This is a genomic window from Gilvirhabdus luticola (assembly GCF_040117515.1).
GTDB classification, from domain to species: Bacteria; Bacteroidota; Bacteroidia; order Flavobacteriales; family Flavobacteriaceae; genus Gilvirhabdus; species Gilvirhabdus luticola.
On the sequence record NZ_JBEEEN010000002.1, the window covers coordinates 177,020 to 192,890 of the forward strand.

Below are 15,871 nucleotides of genomic sequence, written 5' to 3' on the forward strand. Positions count from 1 at the left end.
AATTAATTTCAAACCACTTCAAGTATGAGGTGGTTTTTTTTATTGCCTTTCTTATAAAAAAAGTCGAACCTCGTTTAACATTTGATATAAACAATTAAAATATTTCATATCAAAGTATTAAACGAAACTCCAAAAAAACGTAATAACCAAATGCTTTTTTTCTTTATTTCTTTTCTTTCCAATAAGTTTAACTAAATTTATAGGAAGTTAAAAACTAATACTTTATGAAGCACTTTCTTGTCGTTTTAATGTTTACATCATTGTTTATGTCTGCTCAAAATAACACCAAACATATTTTCTATTTACATGGTATGATATTAGAAATTCAAGGTGTTAATGCAGTAAGCGAAACCTTCGGAGAATACAGATATAACAATATCATTGAAGCTCTTAAAAATACTAGTGCAATGGTTCATCATGAAGTAAGGACTCAACAAACAGATTACAATACATTTTGTGAAAAAATCTCTTCACAAATTGATAGTCTTATTGCAAAAAATGTGAACCCAAAAGACATAACTGTTATTGGAGCTTCTAAAGGCGCAATCATGACCATGACCATTTCCAGCATCAATAAAAATCCTATAAATTATATATTATTAGGTGCGAATAGTGATCGTCTGGAAAAACAAGGAGATTTCACTTTACATGGCAGAATATTGGGCATTTATGAAAAAAGCGATACCATTGCAGGAAAGGATTATCAGTTTTGGATTGATACATCTAATGAGGTCGAAGAGTTCAAACAACTTGAAATTAATACAGGCTTAAGTCATGGATTCTTATATCGTCCTTATGAAGCATGGCTTAAACCAGCTAAAGCATGGATAGGAATTAAATGAAAGTTATATCTACCAACATAGCAGAACCCAAAATCATTATATATAATGGTCAGGAAGTTACAACTGGTATTTTTAAAAAACCTGTTGAAACACCTATTTTTCTTGAAAAAGAAAATGTGAGAGGTGACGAAGTTTCAGATCGCAGAGTTCATGGAGGTGAGTTTAAAGCCTGTTATTTGTTTTCTGCAGATTACTATCCGTATTGGAAGAATTTATATCCAAACTTAGATTGGGATTTTGGTATGCTGGGTGAAAATCTAACCATTTCTGGTTTAGATGAATCTAACATAACAATTGGAAGTATTTATAAAATTGGTAATGCATTAGTGCAGGTTACCCAACCACGAGAACCTTGCTTTAAATTTGGTGTTAAGTTTGTAAATCCTGATGTTTTAAAACAGTTTATAGAGCACAGACACCCAGGCTTTTATGTGAAAGTTTTAGTAGAAGGTCATGTAAAAAAAGGAGATAAAATAACATTGGTTGAACAAGCTGAAAATAGCATAACCATTAGTGAATTCTATGGTTTATTATTTGATAAAATTAAAAATCAGAAACATTTAAAATTGGCCATAAATAATGAAACTCTACCCGAAAGAAAACGTGTTAAGCTTATGGCTTTTTTGAAACCATAAACTATGGATATTGAATATTTAATTAAAGAACTGGATCTACAACCTCATCCGGAAGGAGGCTTTTTTAAAGAAGTCTACAGAAGCACTGGAACAATTGGTAGCGAATCTTTGGATTCAAGATATAGTGGGAAAAGAAATTATGCTACGAGTATTTATTTTTTGTTAACATCTGATACGTTCTCTGCGTTTCATAAAATAAATCAGGATGAAGTCTGGCATTTTTATGATGGTTCACCTATTAAAATCCATATGATTTCTGAAGATGGTGAATATTCTTATGTGATCGTAGGCAGAAATTTAAAGGATGGTGAGAAACTTCAATTTGTAGTTCCAGGTGGATCTTGGTTTGCAGCAAATGTTATAAACCAAAATGATTATTCTTTGGTTGGATGTACTGTTTCACCCGGATTTGATTTTAAGGATTTTCAACTGGCTGATAGAAATGAATTGATAGCACAATACCCAAAATACAAGGAGATTATCTTCAATTTGACCATAGCTTAAATAAAATTGATATTTTATTCATAAGACATTTCGACAAAAATCAATTATTTTTGTTAAATATCTGGGATTCAACTACTCAACTTCAATATGAACTTATACAACAAATATATTCTTCCTAAAGTAATCGATTACGTCTGCAAACTGAAACCCACTATGTACCAAAGAGAAAAAGTCGTTCCATTAGCTAAAGGTCACGTATTGGAAATTGGTATTGGTTCTGGATTAAATTTACCATTCTACAATTCAGTAAAAGTTAAACAGTTAACAGCCATAGACCCTTCAGAAGAAATTTGGAGTAAAAATGAAATTGACGTCAGCAAACTAGAATATGGTTTTAAATTTATAAAAGCCTTTGCTGAAGATATTCCAGAAAACAACAACACGTTTGATTCAGCAGTAATAACTTATACGCTTTGCACTATTCCAGATGTACAAAAAGCTCTTACAGAAATTAAAAGAGTTTTAAAACCTAATGGTGAAATTATTTTTTGCGAACATGGTAAAGCACCTGATAAAACTGTAGAAAAATGGCAGAATTTAGTAAATCCATTGTGGAAAAGGCTTGGAGGTGGATGCAATTTAAACAGAAACATTCCTTCAATTTTGGAGAACAATGGTTTTAAAATATCCCAAATGGAAACGATGTATATTCCAGGATGGAAACCAGCTAGTTTTAATTATTGGGGAACTGCAATTCCAAATTAATATAATTTAAACTAAACGTTTGTCATAGTAGTTTTTAAGTACTGTAATTTGTATTAAGCACATAAGAGCTAAAGATAGAATTGCATAGGTAAATGTATTTGACAATTTTATACCAACAAGCATTTGCGTTAATTTATTATTAAAGAGGTAATCAAAATTTATTGTAATCAGGGATTCAGAATCCTGCCAAGTAATTCCAAATACTAAATAACTCATAAAAACAATAAAGCCGAAGCTTAATAATATCCAAACCGATTTAGAAATTAACGGTTTGTATGCAATAGTTTTTTGTGTTGAAAGGTCAAAAACTTTAGCCATAAGATTAGCTTCAAAATTTTCTGAAGGTGTTTCTAAAGAGACATCTTTCATCATTTTATTCACTAATTTATCTAAATATTTATCTGTTTTGTTAATCATAATTTCTAATCATTTCGGGTTCTAATGTTGATCTTAAAATTGATGCCAACTTTTTTCTACTTCTAAAAAGTTTAACTTTTACATTATTTGCTGTTAAACCAACAATTTTAGAAATCTCATCTAGCGAATGCTCTTCAAAATAATATAAGGTTAATAAAAAACTATCATCTGATGACATCCTATTGATACAATCTTGGATGGTTTGCTTTCTATCTTCATGTATCATATTATCAAGTGCATTATCCAAACTCTTTACTTTGTTTTCTGTAAATTCATCTATTGGCACATTAACATATTCTTTTTTGTATTGCTTTAGTCTATCTAAACAACTGTTGTAAACAATTTTATAAATCCAAGTTGACAATTTCGAGTCTCCTTTAAACTTGTGTAAAGATTTATATATCTTAATAAATACATCTTGAGAAACTTCTTCTGCTTCCTCCTTATTTTTCAACATTCTCAAGGTCAAACTATACACTAAATCTTTATAATGATACACCAATACCGAAAACGATTTGGTGTCGCCATTAATAATTTGATTGATTAAAAGTTGTTCGTTGGTAGTGGTCATTTTGGTATTTGACGACAATGCATCCTCTTGGGTTACAGAAGCAACTAAAAAATATTTTGAAAAAGTTGTAACCATAATTGAAAAACAATCGTCATAAGCTATGAACCATTTAAAATTAATCAATTAAAAACAAACAATTATGCATTCAGAATTAATTATAGTACCTATTATGTTTGGAGTGATTTTTGGAATTTTCTATTTATATCTATCCACTCGAAACAAAGAACGTTTGGCTCTTATTGAAAAAGGTGCAGACGCAAGTATTTTTATGAGAGGCAGAAGCCAGAAAGCTGCACCAATATGGAAAGTTCTAATCTTAAATCTTGCCCTTTTATTAATGGGAATTGGAATTGGCGTATTTATTTCTGCTTTATTAGTAAATATGGGAATTGATGATAATGTAGCTGAACCTGGAACTATTTTCTTAATGGCAGGAATTGCCCTTTTTATTGGCTTTACCATGACCAAAAATTTAGACAAGAATTAAACCAGCCTAGCTTCAAACAATCATCAAAACTGCTCTCAATTTCCGATAGCAGTTTTTTTATGTTATCAATTATTCCTAGAATTGTATCTTTAAAACACAATACTAATTAATAAAGCAATTAAAAATTTATTTCGTTATATATTATTTATCATAACTGTTTGCAAGGTTTCATCTCAAACGCAAGTTTTAGAAATTCAAACGGAAAAACCAATATCATTTGCAACCATATCTTTTGGTAATGGAAATGGTATCTTTGCGGATGACGAAGGTATTTTCTTATTTACAAAAAAATTATATCCGGATATCGATTCTCTTTATATTTCTGCTTTGGGTTATAAAGATCTTATTATACCAACACATAATTTACCTAAAACCTTGATATTAGATACTCAAACCAATATACTTGATGAAGTTCTTATTAGCGTAGAATTAGATAGGAAATATAAGGAAGAATCCCTTAAACCATATTTAGATGACGATTATTACAAATGTTGGTTACCAACTATTGAATCTGAAATTGCAGTATTTTTTCCAAACAATGATAATAACCTCAAGAAGATTACTAATATTCATTTTCCGATTACTCTAGAATCCAAAGATTGGGAAAAGCGCAATCGAAAAAATTCTGATAAAAAAGCTTTTTCAACGTTGTTTAAAGTCAAACTTTATAAAAATGACAATGGATTTCCTGGAGAGGTAATAAGTTATGATAATATTGTTTTTAGGGCAACCGAAAAAAATGGAGATGTATTCAATCTTGATGTTTCTTCAAATGATTTATTTATTCCTAAAGACGGCTTTTTTGTGTCTTTACAAGTTCTTGGCTACACAGACAAAACTGGAAAACTATTGCCAAATAAAAAATATAAGGAAATAAAATCTAAAGGAGGTGTTGTAAAAATCCCAACCAATTTTAGACCTTTGTTACCATTTACCGATGAAATTTTAGAACATAATACCTTCATCAAACGTGTGTTTGTAAACAACAACCAATGGGTGCAATTTAAAAGAGGTATTGTAGATAGTTCTCTATTGAAATCTGGTCTTAACAATTATGGAGTTGGAGTAACTTATAGGGTTTACAAGGAAGATTGATTTTTATAAAACATAGAAATTCATCAAACTCATTTAAAATTTATGAAGCTGTTCACTCAACAATAAAGTCAAAATACGTTTCTGGAAAAGGCTCACCAACCAAAGTAAAATGCCACCATTCTTGTGGGTAATTTCTAAATCCGTGTTTACGCATAATACTTTGCAACATTTGTCTATTTTGTTTTTGATTTTGAGTAAGTTTATCAAATTCTACCCAAGAAGGTTCACCAAAGAAATCATACGGACTTCCCATATCTAATGGTTTACTAGTATTACCATCAATAATAGTTAAATCTAGCGTACTACCTCTGCTATGGCCTGATCGAGAAGCGATATAACCATCACGAAACAAATATCGTTTTTCTACATTGGGGTAAAACTCTTGTTTATTAATAGTATCATTCAAATCTCTTGCCCATTGTATAAAATTGTTGACAGCTCTTTGCGGACGGTAACCATCATACACTTTTAAACACAAATTTTGTTGTTCTAATTCCTCTTGCACCTTTTTTAAAGCTTCAGCCGCTTGTTGAGTTAAAATAAGTTTATTGGCTTTATAGCCTTCAATAGTATCTCCGACAAAATTGTGTGTTGAAAAATAACGTAGTTCAACATCTAAATCTTTAATGATGTCATTTACATAAACAAAGCCTTTTGGAAGTTGAGCTGAAACAACTTCAAAGACTAAAAAAACAAAAATGGTTAATCTGAACTTCATTAATATACATTTAATGCTAATTTAGAGAAATTAATGTTTAGTCTATTTAATAAATTATACTAATGCTTTTTCCAGAGAAATATATTGATTTAAACATGCCAGATGCTGAAGTTAGATATTATCCTGAATTCTTATCAAAAGACAATGCAGATAGTTATTTTAAAAGATTAAAAAAAACAATTGATTGGCAACAAGATAGCATCACCCTTTTTGGAAAAACTTATTTGCAACCCAGATTAACTGCTTTATATGGGGATAATGGAATACCATATACGTATTCTAACATAACCATGCATCCAAAAAAATTCACTAAAGATCTATTGTTCATAAAAGCAGCAATAGAAAATCTAATTCATATTCGTTTTACAAGTTGCCTGGCAAATTTATATAGAAATGGACAAGACAGTAATGGATGGCATGCTGATGACGAAAAAGAATTAGGAGATAACCCAATAATTGCTTCAGTAAGTTTTGGTGCAGAGCGTAAATTTCATTTTAAACATAAGTTTGACAAGACACTAAAAACAAAATTAATTCTAAAACATGGTAGTTTATTAGTCATGAAAGGTAGCACTCAAAAATTTTGGCTACATCAAATTCCTAAATCCAAAAGAGAAATTGACCAAAGAATAAACCTAACTTACAGAATTATACAACAAAAAAACCGGGATCCCTCAATCCCGGCTCTTTCTTAATTTGCTTTTTACTTACGAAGTTAGATTTAGGGTCTCTATATCAACAACATAATGCAAATATTAATTAATTAATCCATTGAACTAAAAAGTAAATTCTAGTACATTTCAAAAGTAAAATTATATTTCATATATACCGTTTAAAAGCTATTATTTTCGATGAAATACACTTTTTTTTAACATTTATCGATGTAAATATCATATTTATCGATGAAATACATTTCTACAAATGTTAAAGAGGGCTAAAAAAATAAATAAATTTCTTACAGTTAAATAATAATTTTATCTTTTGAGGGTTATTATCATAAATTGGGTATTGAAAAAATGAAACTTAAATTTTTAATATTTTCTTTGTTGTTTCATGTGATTGTTTTTAGCCAAGAAAAACAGTTTGTTTCAACTGATATTTCAATTAACAAATTTATAGAAGGCACATTACTTATACCTAATGACAATCCAAAACCTGACCTAGCTATTATTATTGGAGATTCTGGCCCAACAGACAGAAATGGCAATCAGAATTTTCTTAAGAACTATTCATTAAAAAAATTAGCAGAAGCTTTAAGTAAAAATGGCATTGCTACATTTAGATATGATAAACGAATTGTTAAACAAATAAGAAATAATTATTTAGACAAAAATATTGTTTTCGATGATTTTGTTACTGATGCAATATCTGTTATAGATTATTTTAAAACTTCTAATACTTATAATAAAATCTTTGTCATTGGTCATGGACAAGGTAGTTTGGTTGGTATGTTAGCAAGTAGAGAATATATCGATGGTTTTATTTCTATTGCTGGAGCTGGTCAATCTATAGATAATGTTATAATTGAACAGATAGAAAAAACGGCTCCAATGTTTACAGAAGATGCCAAAAAGGTTTTCATGGTATTAAAAAATGGCCAAACTACAAGTAATTATCCTGAAGCATTAAGTTCAATTTTCAAAGAAGATATTCAAACATTTATGTCTAATTGGATGAGGTACAATCCCCAAGAAGAAATAAAAAAATTAAGTATTCCTGTTCTAATTATTAATGGCACAAAAGATTTACAAGTATCTGTTGAAGAAGCAACTCTATTAGAAAGTGCTGCCAATCAGGCTAACTTAAAAATTATAGATAATATGAACCATATCATGTTTATTATTGATGGTGATGATTTAGAAAATTCTAAATCTTATAACGAATCCTTCCGATCTGTTTCTCGAGAGCTTATTGAAACAGTGGTGACTTTTTTAAACTAGTTTACCACCTTTTATAATCAAATTTTAACTTCATTAAAACATTAAGCACTTCCTTTTGAACAATTTCAAGCTTGCTTTTCATCGCAAAAAATAAACCTTTAATCCTAGCTATATCTCAATCAACGGATAAAACTAAACCATTGACGAAAAAATTACGAATCTCTCATAATCACTATTAGATTTACATTCAGAAACCCAAATCTATTACAATGAATAAGCGAATCCTACTTTTAGCTTTTTCCCTCTTTAGTTTTTTATATATAAATGCACAAGAATATGCCTTTGGTGTTAGAGGCGGAATCAATACCTATAGCATTGGAGATATTGTTACTGTTGGATCTAATGGTCCAGATGGTCCTGTCGCTGGTTTAGTATTTGAGCCAACAAAAGATATTGGTTATCAGTTTGGAGGTTATTTTTATGCAAAGTTTGGTAAATTCTATATTCGCCCAGAACTAAATTATACATCCTCAAAAAATCATTATGACTTTCCTAACAAAAAATCAAACTGGACAACATCAAAAATTGATCTTCCAATTTTGTTTGCTTATGACATTTTTGAACCTGTATCTGTATACGCAGGACCTGGGATTAGTTTTTATGGAGATACTGAAATAGAAGGTGTTCATGAAACAAGTTTTACAACAGGATCTTTAGGACCAGATCTAGACAAAACAAGTTTTAGTGTTAATATCGGCATTATGCTCCGTTATAAAAGGCTAGGCTTTGATTTGAGATACGAAATGGGTCTTAAGGAAACTGCAGAAGAACGTGAAGACTTTAATAGGTCTGGTTGGGGAGTCAATCTAGCAGATCTTAAGCCATACAAACCTAAAGTTTTAAGTTTAAGTATTTTCTATGATATTTTTAGAACTGACTCTCAAAGTATAGGAGGAATATTTTCAGGACTCTTTGAAGGAGACAAATGCAAATGCCCATATTAAAAAATGCTGTTTTAAATACCCAATTTAAATAACATTTAATAAAAAAAGCATCCTAAATTAGGATGCTTTTTTTCAACTAACCAACCAAAAAATATGAAATTACTACCATTTAAATAAAGTAACCACACTTTAATAAATTCTATTTGTAGTAACTGCTTTATTTAATTCAATCTTCGTGCCAAACTTTAAAAGAATTATATTACTAGCTAATTTTGTATTTTGCAAATATTAAAAATTTATTTATGGATAACCAACCTCTTTTTACTGACGACACTATTGTATTTGGATTATTAATGTTAGCATTAGGATTAGTATTTTATACTGAATCCTTAAAAGGAGGCTTTTGGGAAAAGTTCTATAAAATTATTCCAGGACTTTTTATGGCCTATATGGTTCCAGCCTTATTGACTACAGTTGGCCTTATTGCGCCCGAATGGTCTACAACTAATGATGTTGGTGAAGAAATTAAGCACAGTACAAACTTATATTATGTATCAAGCCGATATTTGTTGCCTGCAGCTTTAGTACTGATGACATTGAGTATCGATTTAAAAGCAGTTTTCAATCTAGGTTGGAAAGCTTTAGTTATGTTTTTTACTGGAACAATAGGTATTGTATTAGGAGGTCCAATAGCTATTCTTTTAGTCTCAATTTTTTCTCCTGAAACAGTTGGAGGTGCTGGACCAGATGCAGTTTGGAGAGGTTTGTCTACTCTTGCTGGAAGTTGGATTGGTGGAGGTGCTAATCAAACTGCAATGCTTGAAATATATGGGTACAATCAATCTGAATATGGAAAAATGGTATTTGTAGACATTTTCGTTGCCAACGTCTGGATGGCTGTTCTACTTATAGGAATATCAAAATCTAAACGAATTGATAAATGGTTAAATGCCGATACTTCTGCAATTGAAGCATTAAAAGAAAAGGTTACCAGCTTTGCCCAAAGCGTTAAACGTAACCCATCACTTACAGATTTAATGATTATCGCCGCTATAGGTTTTGGCGCCGTAAGTTTTGCACATTTATGTGCCAATTTTATAGCACCATTCTTTGATGGTATTGTTGCGAATATTGAATCTATAACAACAAGGAATATTTTTACTTTTTTAGGCTCTGAATTTTTCTGGATGATAAGTATTTCTACTATCATAGCTATTATATTGTCATTCACAAAAATCAAAAATTATGAAGGTGCTGGTGCTAGTAAATTTGGAAGTGTTTTTATTTATATACTAGTTGCATCTATTGGTATGAAGATAGATTTAATGTCTATTTTTGACAATCCTGGTCTAATAGCGGTTGGAATCGTGTGGATGGCTATTCATGCCGGACTTTTAATTCTTATTGGAAAACTTATTAAAGCACCATATTTCTTTTTAGCTATAGGTAGTCAAGCAAATGTTGGTGGTGCAGCTTCAGCTCCTGTAGTTGCTACGGCCTTTCACCCATCTTTAGCAACAGTTGGTGTTCTGCTTGCCGTATTGGGTTATGCTATTGGCACCGTCGCTGCTATTGGTTGTACCATTTTAATGCAATTAGCCGCTACTAGTTAGTTTTTAAAGAATAATTATAAGATATTTGCGGTCTTAAATTCAGAATTGTAAATGAAAAATATTGTAGCTCTTTTAATTTTGATATCCATTTTCTCTTGTCAAAAGGAGGAACAGCGTGATTTAACAGTAAAAGTAAATATTGAAGGTTTAAAGAAAGGAATTATATATCTTAAAAAGGCTCAGGACACTGCTTTAATAGTCGTGGACTCAATATATATTGATCATGGTAATTCAATTTTTGAACTGCATAGTGATTTAAATTCTCCGGAAATCTTTTATTTAACTTTAGATAAAAAAGTTAACGAGCAGTTTAAGATTCCTTTTTTCGCTAATCGTGGCATTACTGAAATTAGTACCTCTTTAAAGAATTTTGAGATTGATGCAAATATTAATGGTTCAGAACAACAAAAGACTCTTGAAGAATACAAAAAAATGATTAGTAGATTTAATGAAAGAAATCTAGAACTCATTAAAGAAAACTTTGAAGCACAAAGAGATCAAGATTCGGCAAAACTCAATGCCAATGAGACCGAATATAACAATCTACTTAAAAGAAAATATTTATATACGGTAAACTTTGCTATTAGTCACAAAGACAGTGAGGTAGCACCTTATTTAGCTTTATCAGAAATTTATGATGCTAATGTTAAATGGTTAGATACTATAAATAATTCATTATCTCCTGAAGTTAAAGATTCTAAATACGGAAAAGAACTTCAGTCGTTTATAGAGAAAATTAAAGAAAGTGAAAAATAAAAAAAGCCCTTCAGAACCTGAAGGGCTTTTATAACTACAATAGATTTAAAGTTTATTTATCTTTTCTATTAACTTTCTACCTCTATCTTCAAGTTCTTGATTAATTGCTTTAAAATGAGCTTTTTTATCTTCTACATTCTTAACATTTATTTTTGCGATTAACTCGTCAAACGTCTCTATAGCTTCATCAATAATTGCTTCACTCTTTTTTGTGTCTTTATCTGTATTTGCATATTCCCATACATAGACAGCTTCAATAATATCACCTAAAACGTAATTAATATCTTTTTTTAGGTCTCTAACATTTGCCATAATTCTTTATTTTAATTTGACCACAAAATTACACATAAACTTCCAATAGTTTGGCATTTTCAGACTTAATTTGATAAGCTTTAATACATGCTGGAATTAATATAGTTTCTCCGGTATTAATTGTTTCCATAGTTAATTCAGTAATTATTTCTGCTTGACCTTCTACACAAATATAAATCATGAAAGAATCGTGATGATTTTCTTTTTGAAGGGTTTTTGTAACATCTAAATAGTTGGTTGTAAAATATGGACAACTAACCATTATATTTGGTTGGTTTTTTGTTTTTGAATAACTGACTCTAAAATCATTTTCCATATCAAAATCTATGGCATCTATGGCTAAATCGTTATGCAAGTCACGTCCATTTCCATTTTCATCAAATCTATCCCAATCGTAAACCCGATAAGTAATATCACTTGTTTGCTGTATTTCGGCCAGCATTACTCCAGCTCCAATTGCATGTACACGGCCTACTTCTATAAAATAAGTATCTCCTTTTTGTACTTTGTCAAAATTTAAAATTTGTGGTAAGGTTTTATTTTCTAAATGTTTCAAATAGATTTCTGGATTTACCTTTTGGTTGAAACCTACTATTAAATTAGAATCTTCATCAGCCTGCATTATATACCACATTTCTGTTTTTCCAAAAGAATTGTGTCGTTTTGCCGCTAATTCGTCATTTGGATGTAGCTGTATTGATAAATCTTCTTTAGCATCTATAAATTTAATTAGCAATGGAAATTTATTGCCAAAAACTTTGTAATTCTGATGCCCAATTAAATCTGATCGATAAGTCTGCAACAAATCTTGTAAAGATTGTCCTTTTAAACTTCCATTAGAAACAACTGAAATATCTCCTTCTACATCACTAATTTCCCAGCTCTCTCCAACATTAAGTAAATCACTTTTTTTATTTAGAAGACTTCTTAATTTCTGTCCACCCCAAACTTTGTGTTTTAATATTGGAGTGAATCTTAATGGATGCAAATCTTGTTTCATTAATGCATTCCTGAATAGGTTACAAAATTACGTGGAGTTTCATAGAGTATTATTTCTAAATCAAATTCAAGATTCAATCTTGGTTTAATTTTATTAAAAATAACAACAGCTATATTCTCGGCAGTTGGATTTAGATTTTCAAATTCTTTAACTTCAATATTAAGGTTTTTATGGTCAAATGCATCTTCTACCTCTTCTTTGATAATATCTTTTAAAGTTTTAATATCAATAACATAACCTGTTTCTCTATCAATCCTACCTGTAACACTTACTACAAGTTCGTAATTGTGCCCATGATAGTTAGGGTTACTACATTTACCAAATACCTGCCTATTCTTCTCATCTGTCCATTCTATTCTGTGCAAACGATGCGCAGCATTAAAATGTGCTTTTCTGCTTACTGTTGCAATCATTTTTTTACATTTATGTGTTGGTAGAATTTATCAAAAATAATTTTAAACCATTCTGTATACAATTCAGGTTGTAGTGAAATATCTGCTTTAATTTTGTCTAAAGACATCCATTTCCAATCAGCAACTTCATCAGAATTTATATCTGGTTCTCCATTATAATAACCTATCAAAACATGATCGTATTCATGTTCTGTGAGGCCATTGTCAAAAGGTGCAGTGTAAATAAAGGAAATAACTTCTTCTAGATCTGTCACAAAACCCATTTCTTCTCTCAATCGTCTTTTTCCTGCATCAATGTTACTTTCTCCTTCTCTTTGGTGGCTACAACAGGTATTGGTCCATAGACCAGGAGAATGGTATTTATGCACAGCACGTCTTTGAAGCATTAATTCATTTTTATTATTAAAAATAAATACAGAAAATGCTCGATGCAGTAATGCTTTTTGATGAGCCTCAAGCTTTGGCATCAAGCCAATTTGTTCATCATTTTCATTAACCAGAATAACTTGCTCTTCTATCATAATGTAAAAATACCAATCAAAAATTAAAAATAATACATTCTTATCATAAAATTAAAAAGCATGAATAACAATCATTTTTATTGTTTTTAATAATAGTATATTTGCATCCCATTTGAAAGATTATTATGAGTTTCATTAAGGAAATTGCGAGAAGGAGAACCTTCGGAATTATTTCACATCCTGATGCCGGTAAAACTACATTAACTGAAAAATTATTGCTATTTGGTGGTGCAATACAGGAAGCTGGCGCTGTAAAAAGTAACAAAATAAAGAAAGGTGCTACTAGCGATTTCATGGAAATTGAACGCCAACGTGGTATTTCTGTGGCTACCTCTGTTTTAGCTTTTGAATATAACGGTATAAAGATTAATATTCTAGATACTCCTGGACATAAGGATTTTGCTGAAGACACCTTTAGAACACTTACTGCTGTTGACAGTGTAATAGTTGTAATAGACGTTGCCAAAGGTGTTGAAGAACAAACTGAAAAATTGGTGGAAGTTTGTCGAATGCGAAATATTCCAATGATTGTTTTTATAAATAAATTGGATAGAGAAGGTAAAGATGCTTTCGATTTATTGGATGAGATTGAACAAAAGCTTGGACTCACTATCACGCCATTAAGTTTTCCAATAGGTATGGGTTACGATTTTAAAGGTATTTATAATATTTGGGAGAGAAACATCAATCTTTTTAGTGGAGATAGTCGTAAAAACATTGAAGAAACTATCAAAATTTCAGATTTAGGTTCTTCAGAATTGAATAAACTTGTTGGAGATAAAGCTTCTGAAACATTAAGAGAAGAATTAGAATTAGTACATGGTGTTTATCCTGATTTTGATAAAGACGAATATCTTCATGGCAAACTACAGCCCGTTTTCTTTGGGTCTGCACTTAATAATTTTGGTGTTCGTGAGCTTTTGGATTGCTTTGTGGAGATTGCTCCAAAACCAAGACCTAAACAAAGTGAAGAACGTCTTGTAAAGGCAGACGAAAAAGATTTTACAGGTTTTGTTTTTAAAATTCATGCAAACATGGATCCAAACCATAGAGACCGTTTAGCCTTTGTGAAAATTGTTTCAGGGCAGTTTAAACGGAATACGCCTTATCTTCATGTTAGACATGGAAAAAAGTTGAAATTCTCTAGCCCAAATGCGTTTTTCGCAGAAAAAAAAGAAATCGTTGATGTTTCTTATCCAGGTGATATTGTAGGTCTTCATGACACCGGCAATTTTAAAATTGGCGACACCTTAACTGAAGGCGAAACCATAAACTATAAAGGGATTCCAAATTTTTCTCCAGAACATTTTAGATATATTAACAATGCAGATCCGTTAAAATCCAAACAACTTTTTAAAGGTATCGATCAATTGATGGACGAAGGTGTTGCGCAATTATTTACTCTAGAACTTAATGGCAGAAAAGTAATTGGAACCGTTGGAGCACTACAATATGAAGTTATTCAATACAGATTAGAACATGAATATGGTGCAAAATGTACTTATGAAAACTTAAATGTACATAAAGCATGTTGGGTTGAAACTCAAGACGAAAGGAGTGAAGAATATCAAGAATTTTTAAGAGTAAAACAACGCTATTTAGCCAAAGATAAACAAGGACAACTTGTGTTTCTGGCAGATTCTGCATTCTCCTTACAAATGACACAACAAAAATATCCAAAGATTAAATTTCACTTCACTTCAGAGTTTGATTAAATTTCAAACGTTTTCGTAAGAATAATACTTCAAAATAGACTTTTATCATATTTTAAAAGTAAAATATCGAAAATTTTGCATATAATTGATGTGAATTTATACATTCATATTGATTATAACCCCAAAATAATCTACTTATGGACATACAATCTAACTTGTTCAGTAATGATGATATTACTGTAACTTTCGAACCCGAGATCTGTATTCATGCAGAGCGTTGTGCTCGCGAACTTTCTGAAGTTTTTAGAACTTCAGTTATTCCATGGATAAAATTAGAAGGCACTGAAACCGACAGGATTATTAATCAAATTAATCGATGTCCTTCTGGTGCATTAAAGTATTGTCGTAATACTAAAAAAGCTAGTTAAAAATTAATTTAAATAAAAAAGCCCATTGAAATTTCAATGGGCTTTTTTATTTATGCTTGACCTGTTGGACCAAAGTTCAACGGTATAGGTGGTTGCTCATAGTCTTTAATTTCTCCATGTGCATTTTCAAACCTATGTATGTTATCTCCTAATGCTTTAAGTAATCGTTTGGCATGTTGTGGAGTTAAAATAATTCTAGATTTAACCTTACTCTTTGGTGTCCCAGGCATGATACTTACAAAATCAACAACAAACTCTGAAACTGAATGATTAATAATAGCTAGATTTGAATAGGTGCCTTCTGCAACTTTTTCATCTAGTTCAATATTAATTTGTCCCTTCTTTTGTTTGTTGTTTTTGTTATCGCTCATCTCT

Annotated in this window: 21 protein-coding genes; 13 read left to right on the forward strand and 8 right to left on the reverse strand. The window is 30.6% G+C overall.

The window, feature by feature from the left end; translation table 11 throughout:
- The first annotated feature begins 224 nt into the window (after positions 1–224).
- The 4 genes from AAFP94_RS05275 (at position 225) to AAFP94_RS05290 (ending at position 2,686) form a co-directional block, all read left to right on the forward strand.
- Positions 225–842: a hypothetical protein gene (locus tag AAFP94_RS05275; protein ID WP_316661443.1), complete on the forward strand. Its 618-nt coding sequence runs from the start codon at positions 225–227 to the stop codon at positions 840–842.
- Entirely contained in the window at positions 839–1,477 is a 639-nt protein-coding gene (locus AAFP94_RS05280) for an MOSC domain-containing protein (RefSeq protein WP_316661444.1), read from the forward strand. The genes AAFP94_RS05275 and AAFP94_RS05280 overlap by 4 nt, the downstream gene beginning before the upstream one ends.
- Before the next feature lie 3 nt (positions 1,478–1,480).
- Positions 1,481–1,981: a cupin domain-containing protein gene (locus AAFP94_RS05285; RefSeq protein WP_316661445.1), complete on the forward strand. Its 501-nt coding sequence runs from the start codon at positions 1,481–1,483 to the stop codon at positions 1,979–1,981.
- Between the two features lie 153 nt (positions 1,982–2,134).
- The gene (locus tag AAFP94_RS05290; protein ID WP_316661446.1) at positions 2,135–2,686 is read left to right on the forward strand and encodes a class I SAM-dependent methyltransferase; all 552 of its coding nucleotides are present in this window, start codon (positions 2,135–2,137) and stop codon (positions 2,684–2,686) included.
- A 6-nt stretch (positions 2,687–2,692) separates the two neighbouring features.
- Here the strand turns inward: AAFP94_RS05290 and AAFP94_RS05295 are convergent, their stop codons facing one another.
- Positions 2,693–3,103, reverse strand: coding sequence for a hypothetical protein (locus tag AAFP94_RS05295; RefSeq protein ID WP_316661447.1), 411 nt, complete (start codon positions 3,101–3,103; stop codon positions 2,693–2,695).
- Positions 3,096–3,749, reverse strand: a complete 654-nt coding sequence (locus AAFP94_RS05300; RefSeq protein WP_316661448.1) for an RNA polymerase sigma factor — start codon at positions 3,747–3,749, stop codon at positions 3,096–3,098. Before AAFP94_RS05300 ends, AAFP94_RS05295 begins: the two co-directional genes overlap by 8 nt.
- A gap of 64 nt (positions 3,750–3,813) precedes the next feature.
- Between AAFP94_RS05300 and AAFP94_RS05305 the strand changes: the two genes are divergently transcribed.
- Positions 3,814–4,161, forward strand: a complete 348-nt coding sequence (locus AAFP94_RS05305; protein ID WP_316661449.1) for a DUF6249 domain-containing protein — start codon at positions 3,814–3,816, stop codon at positions 4,159–4,161.
- 327 nt (positions 4,162–4,488) lie between these two features.
- Positions 4,489–5,256, forward strand: a complete 768-nt coding sequence (locus AAFP94_RS05310) for a ribosome maturation protein SBDS (protein WP_316661450.1) — start codon at positions 4,489–4,491, stop codon at positions 5,254–5,256.
- Positions 5,257–5,308: 52 nt separating this feature from the next.
- Here the strand turns inward: AAFP94_RS05310 and AAFP94_RS05315 are convergent, their stop codons facing one another.
- On the reverse strand, positions 5,309–5,974 hold the full coding sequence (locus AAFP94_RS05315; RefSeq protein WP_316661451.1) for a M15 family metallopeptidase: 666 nt from the start codon (positions 5,972–5,974) through the stop codon (positions 5,309–5,311).
- Positions 5,975–6,036: 62 nt separating this feature from the next.
- Here AAFP94_RS05315 and AAFP94_RS05320 point away from each other — a divergent pair, with 62 nt between their 5' ends.
- From AAFP94_RS05320 to AAFP94_RS05340, 5 genes are all read left to right on the forward strand, one after another.
- Positions 6,037–6,669, forward strand: coding sequence for an alpha-ketoglutarate-dependent dioxygenase AlkB family protein (locus AAFP94_RS05320; RefSeq protein ID WP_316661452.1), 633 nt, complete (start codon positions 6,037–6,039; stop codon positions 6,667–6,669).
- 321 nt (positions 6,670–6,990) lie between these two features.
- The gene (locus AAFP94_RS05325) at positions 6,991–7,914 is read left to right on the forward strand and encodes an alpha/beta hydrolase (protein WP_316661453.1); all 924 of its coding nucleotides are present in this window, start codon (positions 6,991–6,993) and stop codon (positions 7,912–7,914) included.
- 209 nt (positions 7,915–8,123) lie between these two features.
- Positions 8,124–8,858: an outer membrane beta-barrel protein gene (locus AAFP94_RS05330; RefSeq protein ID WP_316661454.1), complete on the forward strand. Its 735-nt coding sequence runs from the start codon at positions 8,124–8,126 to the stop codon at positions 8,856–8,858.
- A 242-nt stretch (positions 8,859–9,100) separates the two neighbouring features.
- Positions 9,101–10,411: a DUF819 family protein gene (locus tag AAFP94_RS05335; protein WP_316661455.1), complete on the forward strand. Its 1,311-nt coding sequence runs from the start codon at positions 9,101–9,103 to the stop codon at positions 10,409–10,411.
- 51 nt (positions 10,412–10,462) lie between these two features.
- Complete coding sequence (locus AAFP94_RS05340) at positions 10,463–11,167, forward strand: DUF4369 domain-containing protein (protein ID WP_316661456.1); 705 nt, start codon at positions 10,463–10,465, stop codon at positions 11,165–11,167.
- Positions 11,168–11,212: 45 nt separating this feature from the next.
- On the opposite strand, the gene AAFP94_RS05345 is transcribed toward AAFP94_RS05340, so the two are convergent.
- From AAFP94_RS05345 to idi, 4 genes are read right to left on the reverse strand one after another with little or no spacing between them, the layout of a single operon-like run.
- The gene (locus tag AAFP94_RS05345) at positions 11,213–11,479 is read right to left on the reverse strand and encodes a hypothetical protein (RefSeq protein ID WP_316661457.1); all 267 of its coding nucleotides are present in this window, start codon (positions 11,477–11,479) and stop codon (positions 11,213–11,215) included.
- Between the two features lie 28 nt (positions 11,480–11,507).
- A complete protein-coding gene (locus tag AAFP94_RS05350; protein ID WP_316661458.1) occupies positions 11,508–12,479 on the reverse strand; it encodes a type I phosphomannose isomerase catalytic subunit in 972 nt (323 codons plus the stop codon).
- Positions 12,479–12,892 carry a 6-pyruvoyl trahydropterin synthase family protein gene (locus tag AAFP94_RS05355; protein WP_316661459.1) on the reverse strand — a complete coding sequence of 138 codons (414 nt, stop codon included), beginning with the start codon at positions 12,890–12,892 and terminating at the stop codon, positions 12,479–12,481. Before AAFP94_RS05355 ends, AAFP94_RS05350 begins: the two co-directional genes overlap by 1 nt.
- Positions 12,889–13,413 carry an isopentenyl-diphosphate Delta-isomerase gene (idi, locus tag AAFP94_RS05360; protein ID WP_316661460.1) on the reverse strand — a complete coding sequence of 175 codons (525 nt, stop codon included), beginning with the start codon at positions 13,411–13,413 and terminating at the stop codon, positions 12,889–12,891. Before idi ends, AAFP94_RS05355 begins: the two co-directional genes overlap by 4 nt.
- Before the next feature lie 125 nt (positions 13,414–13,538).
- Between idi and AAFP94_RS05365 the strand changes: the two genes are divergently transcribed.
- Positions 13,539–15,128, forward strand: coding sequence for a peptide chain release factor 3 (locus AAFP94_RS05365; protein WP_316661462.1), 1,590 nt, complete (start codon positions 13,539–13,541; stop codon positions 15,126–15,128).
- Between the two features lie 137 nt (positions 15,129–15,265).
- A complete protein-coding gene (locus tag AAFP94_RS05370; protein WP_316661463.1) occupies positions 15,266–15,496 on the forward strand; it encodes a (4Fe-4S)-binding protein in 231 nt (76 codons plus the stop codon).
- A 50-nt stretch (positions 15,497–15,546) separates the two neighbouring features.
- On the opposite strand, the gene AAFP94_RS05375 is transcribed toward AAFP94_RS05370, so the two are convergent.
- Positions 15,547–15,867, reverse strand: coding sequence for a DUF3467 domain-containing protein (locus AAFP94_RS05375; protein WP_316661464.1), 321 nt, complete (start codon positions 15,865–15,867; stop codon positions 15,547–15,549).
- Positions 15,868–15,871: the final 4 nt, after the last annotated feature.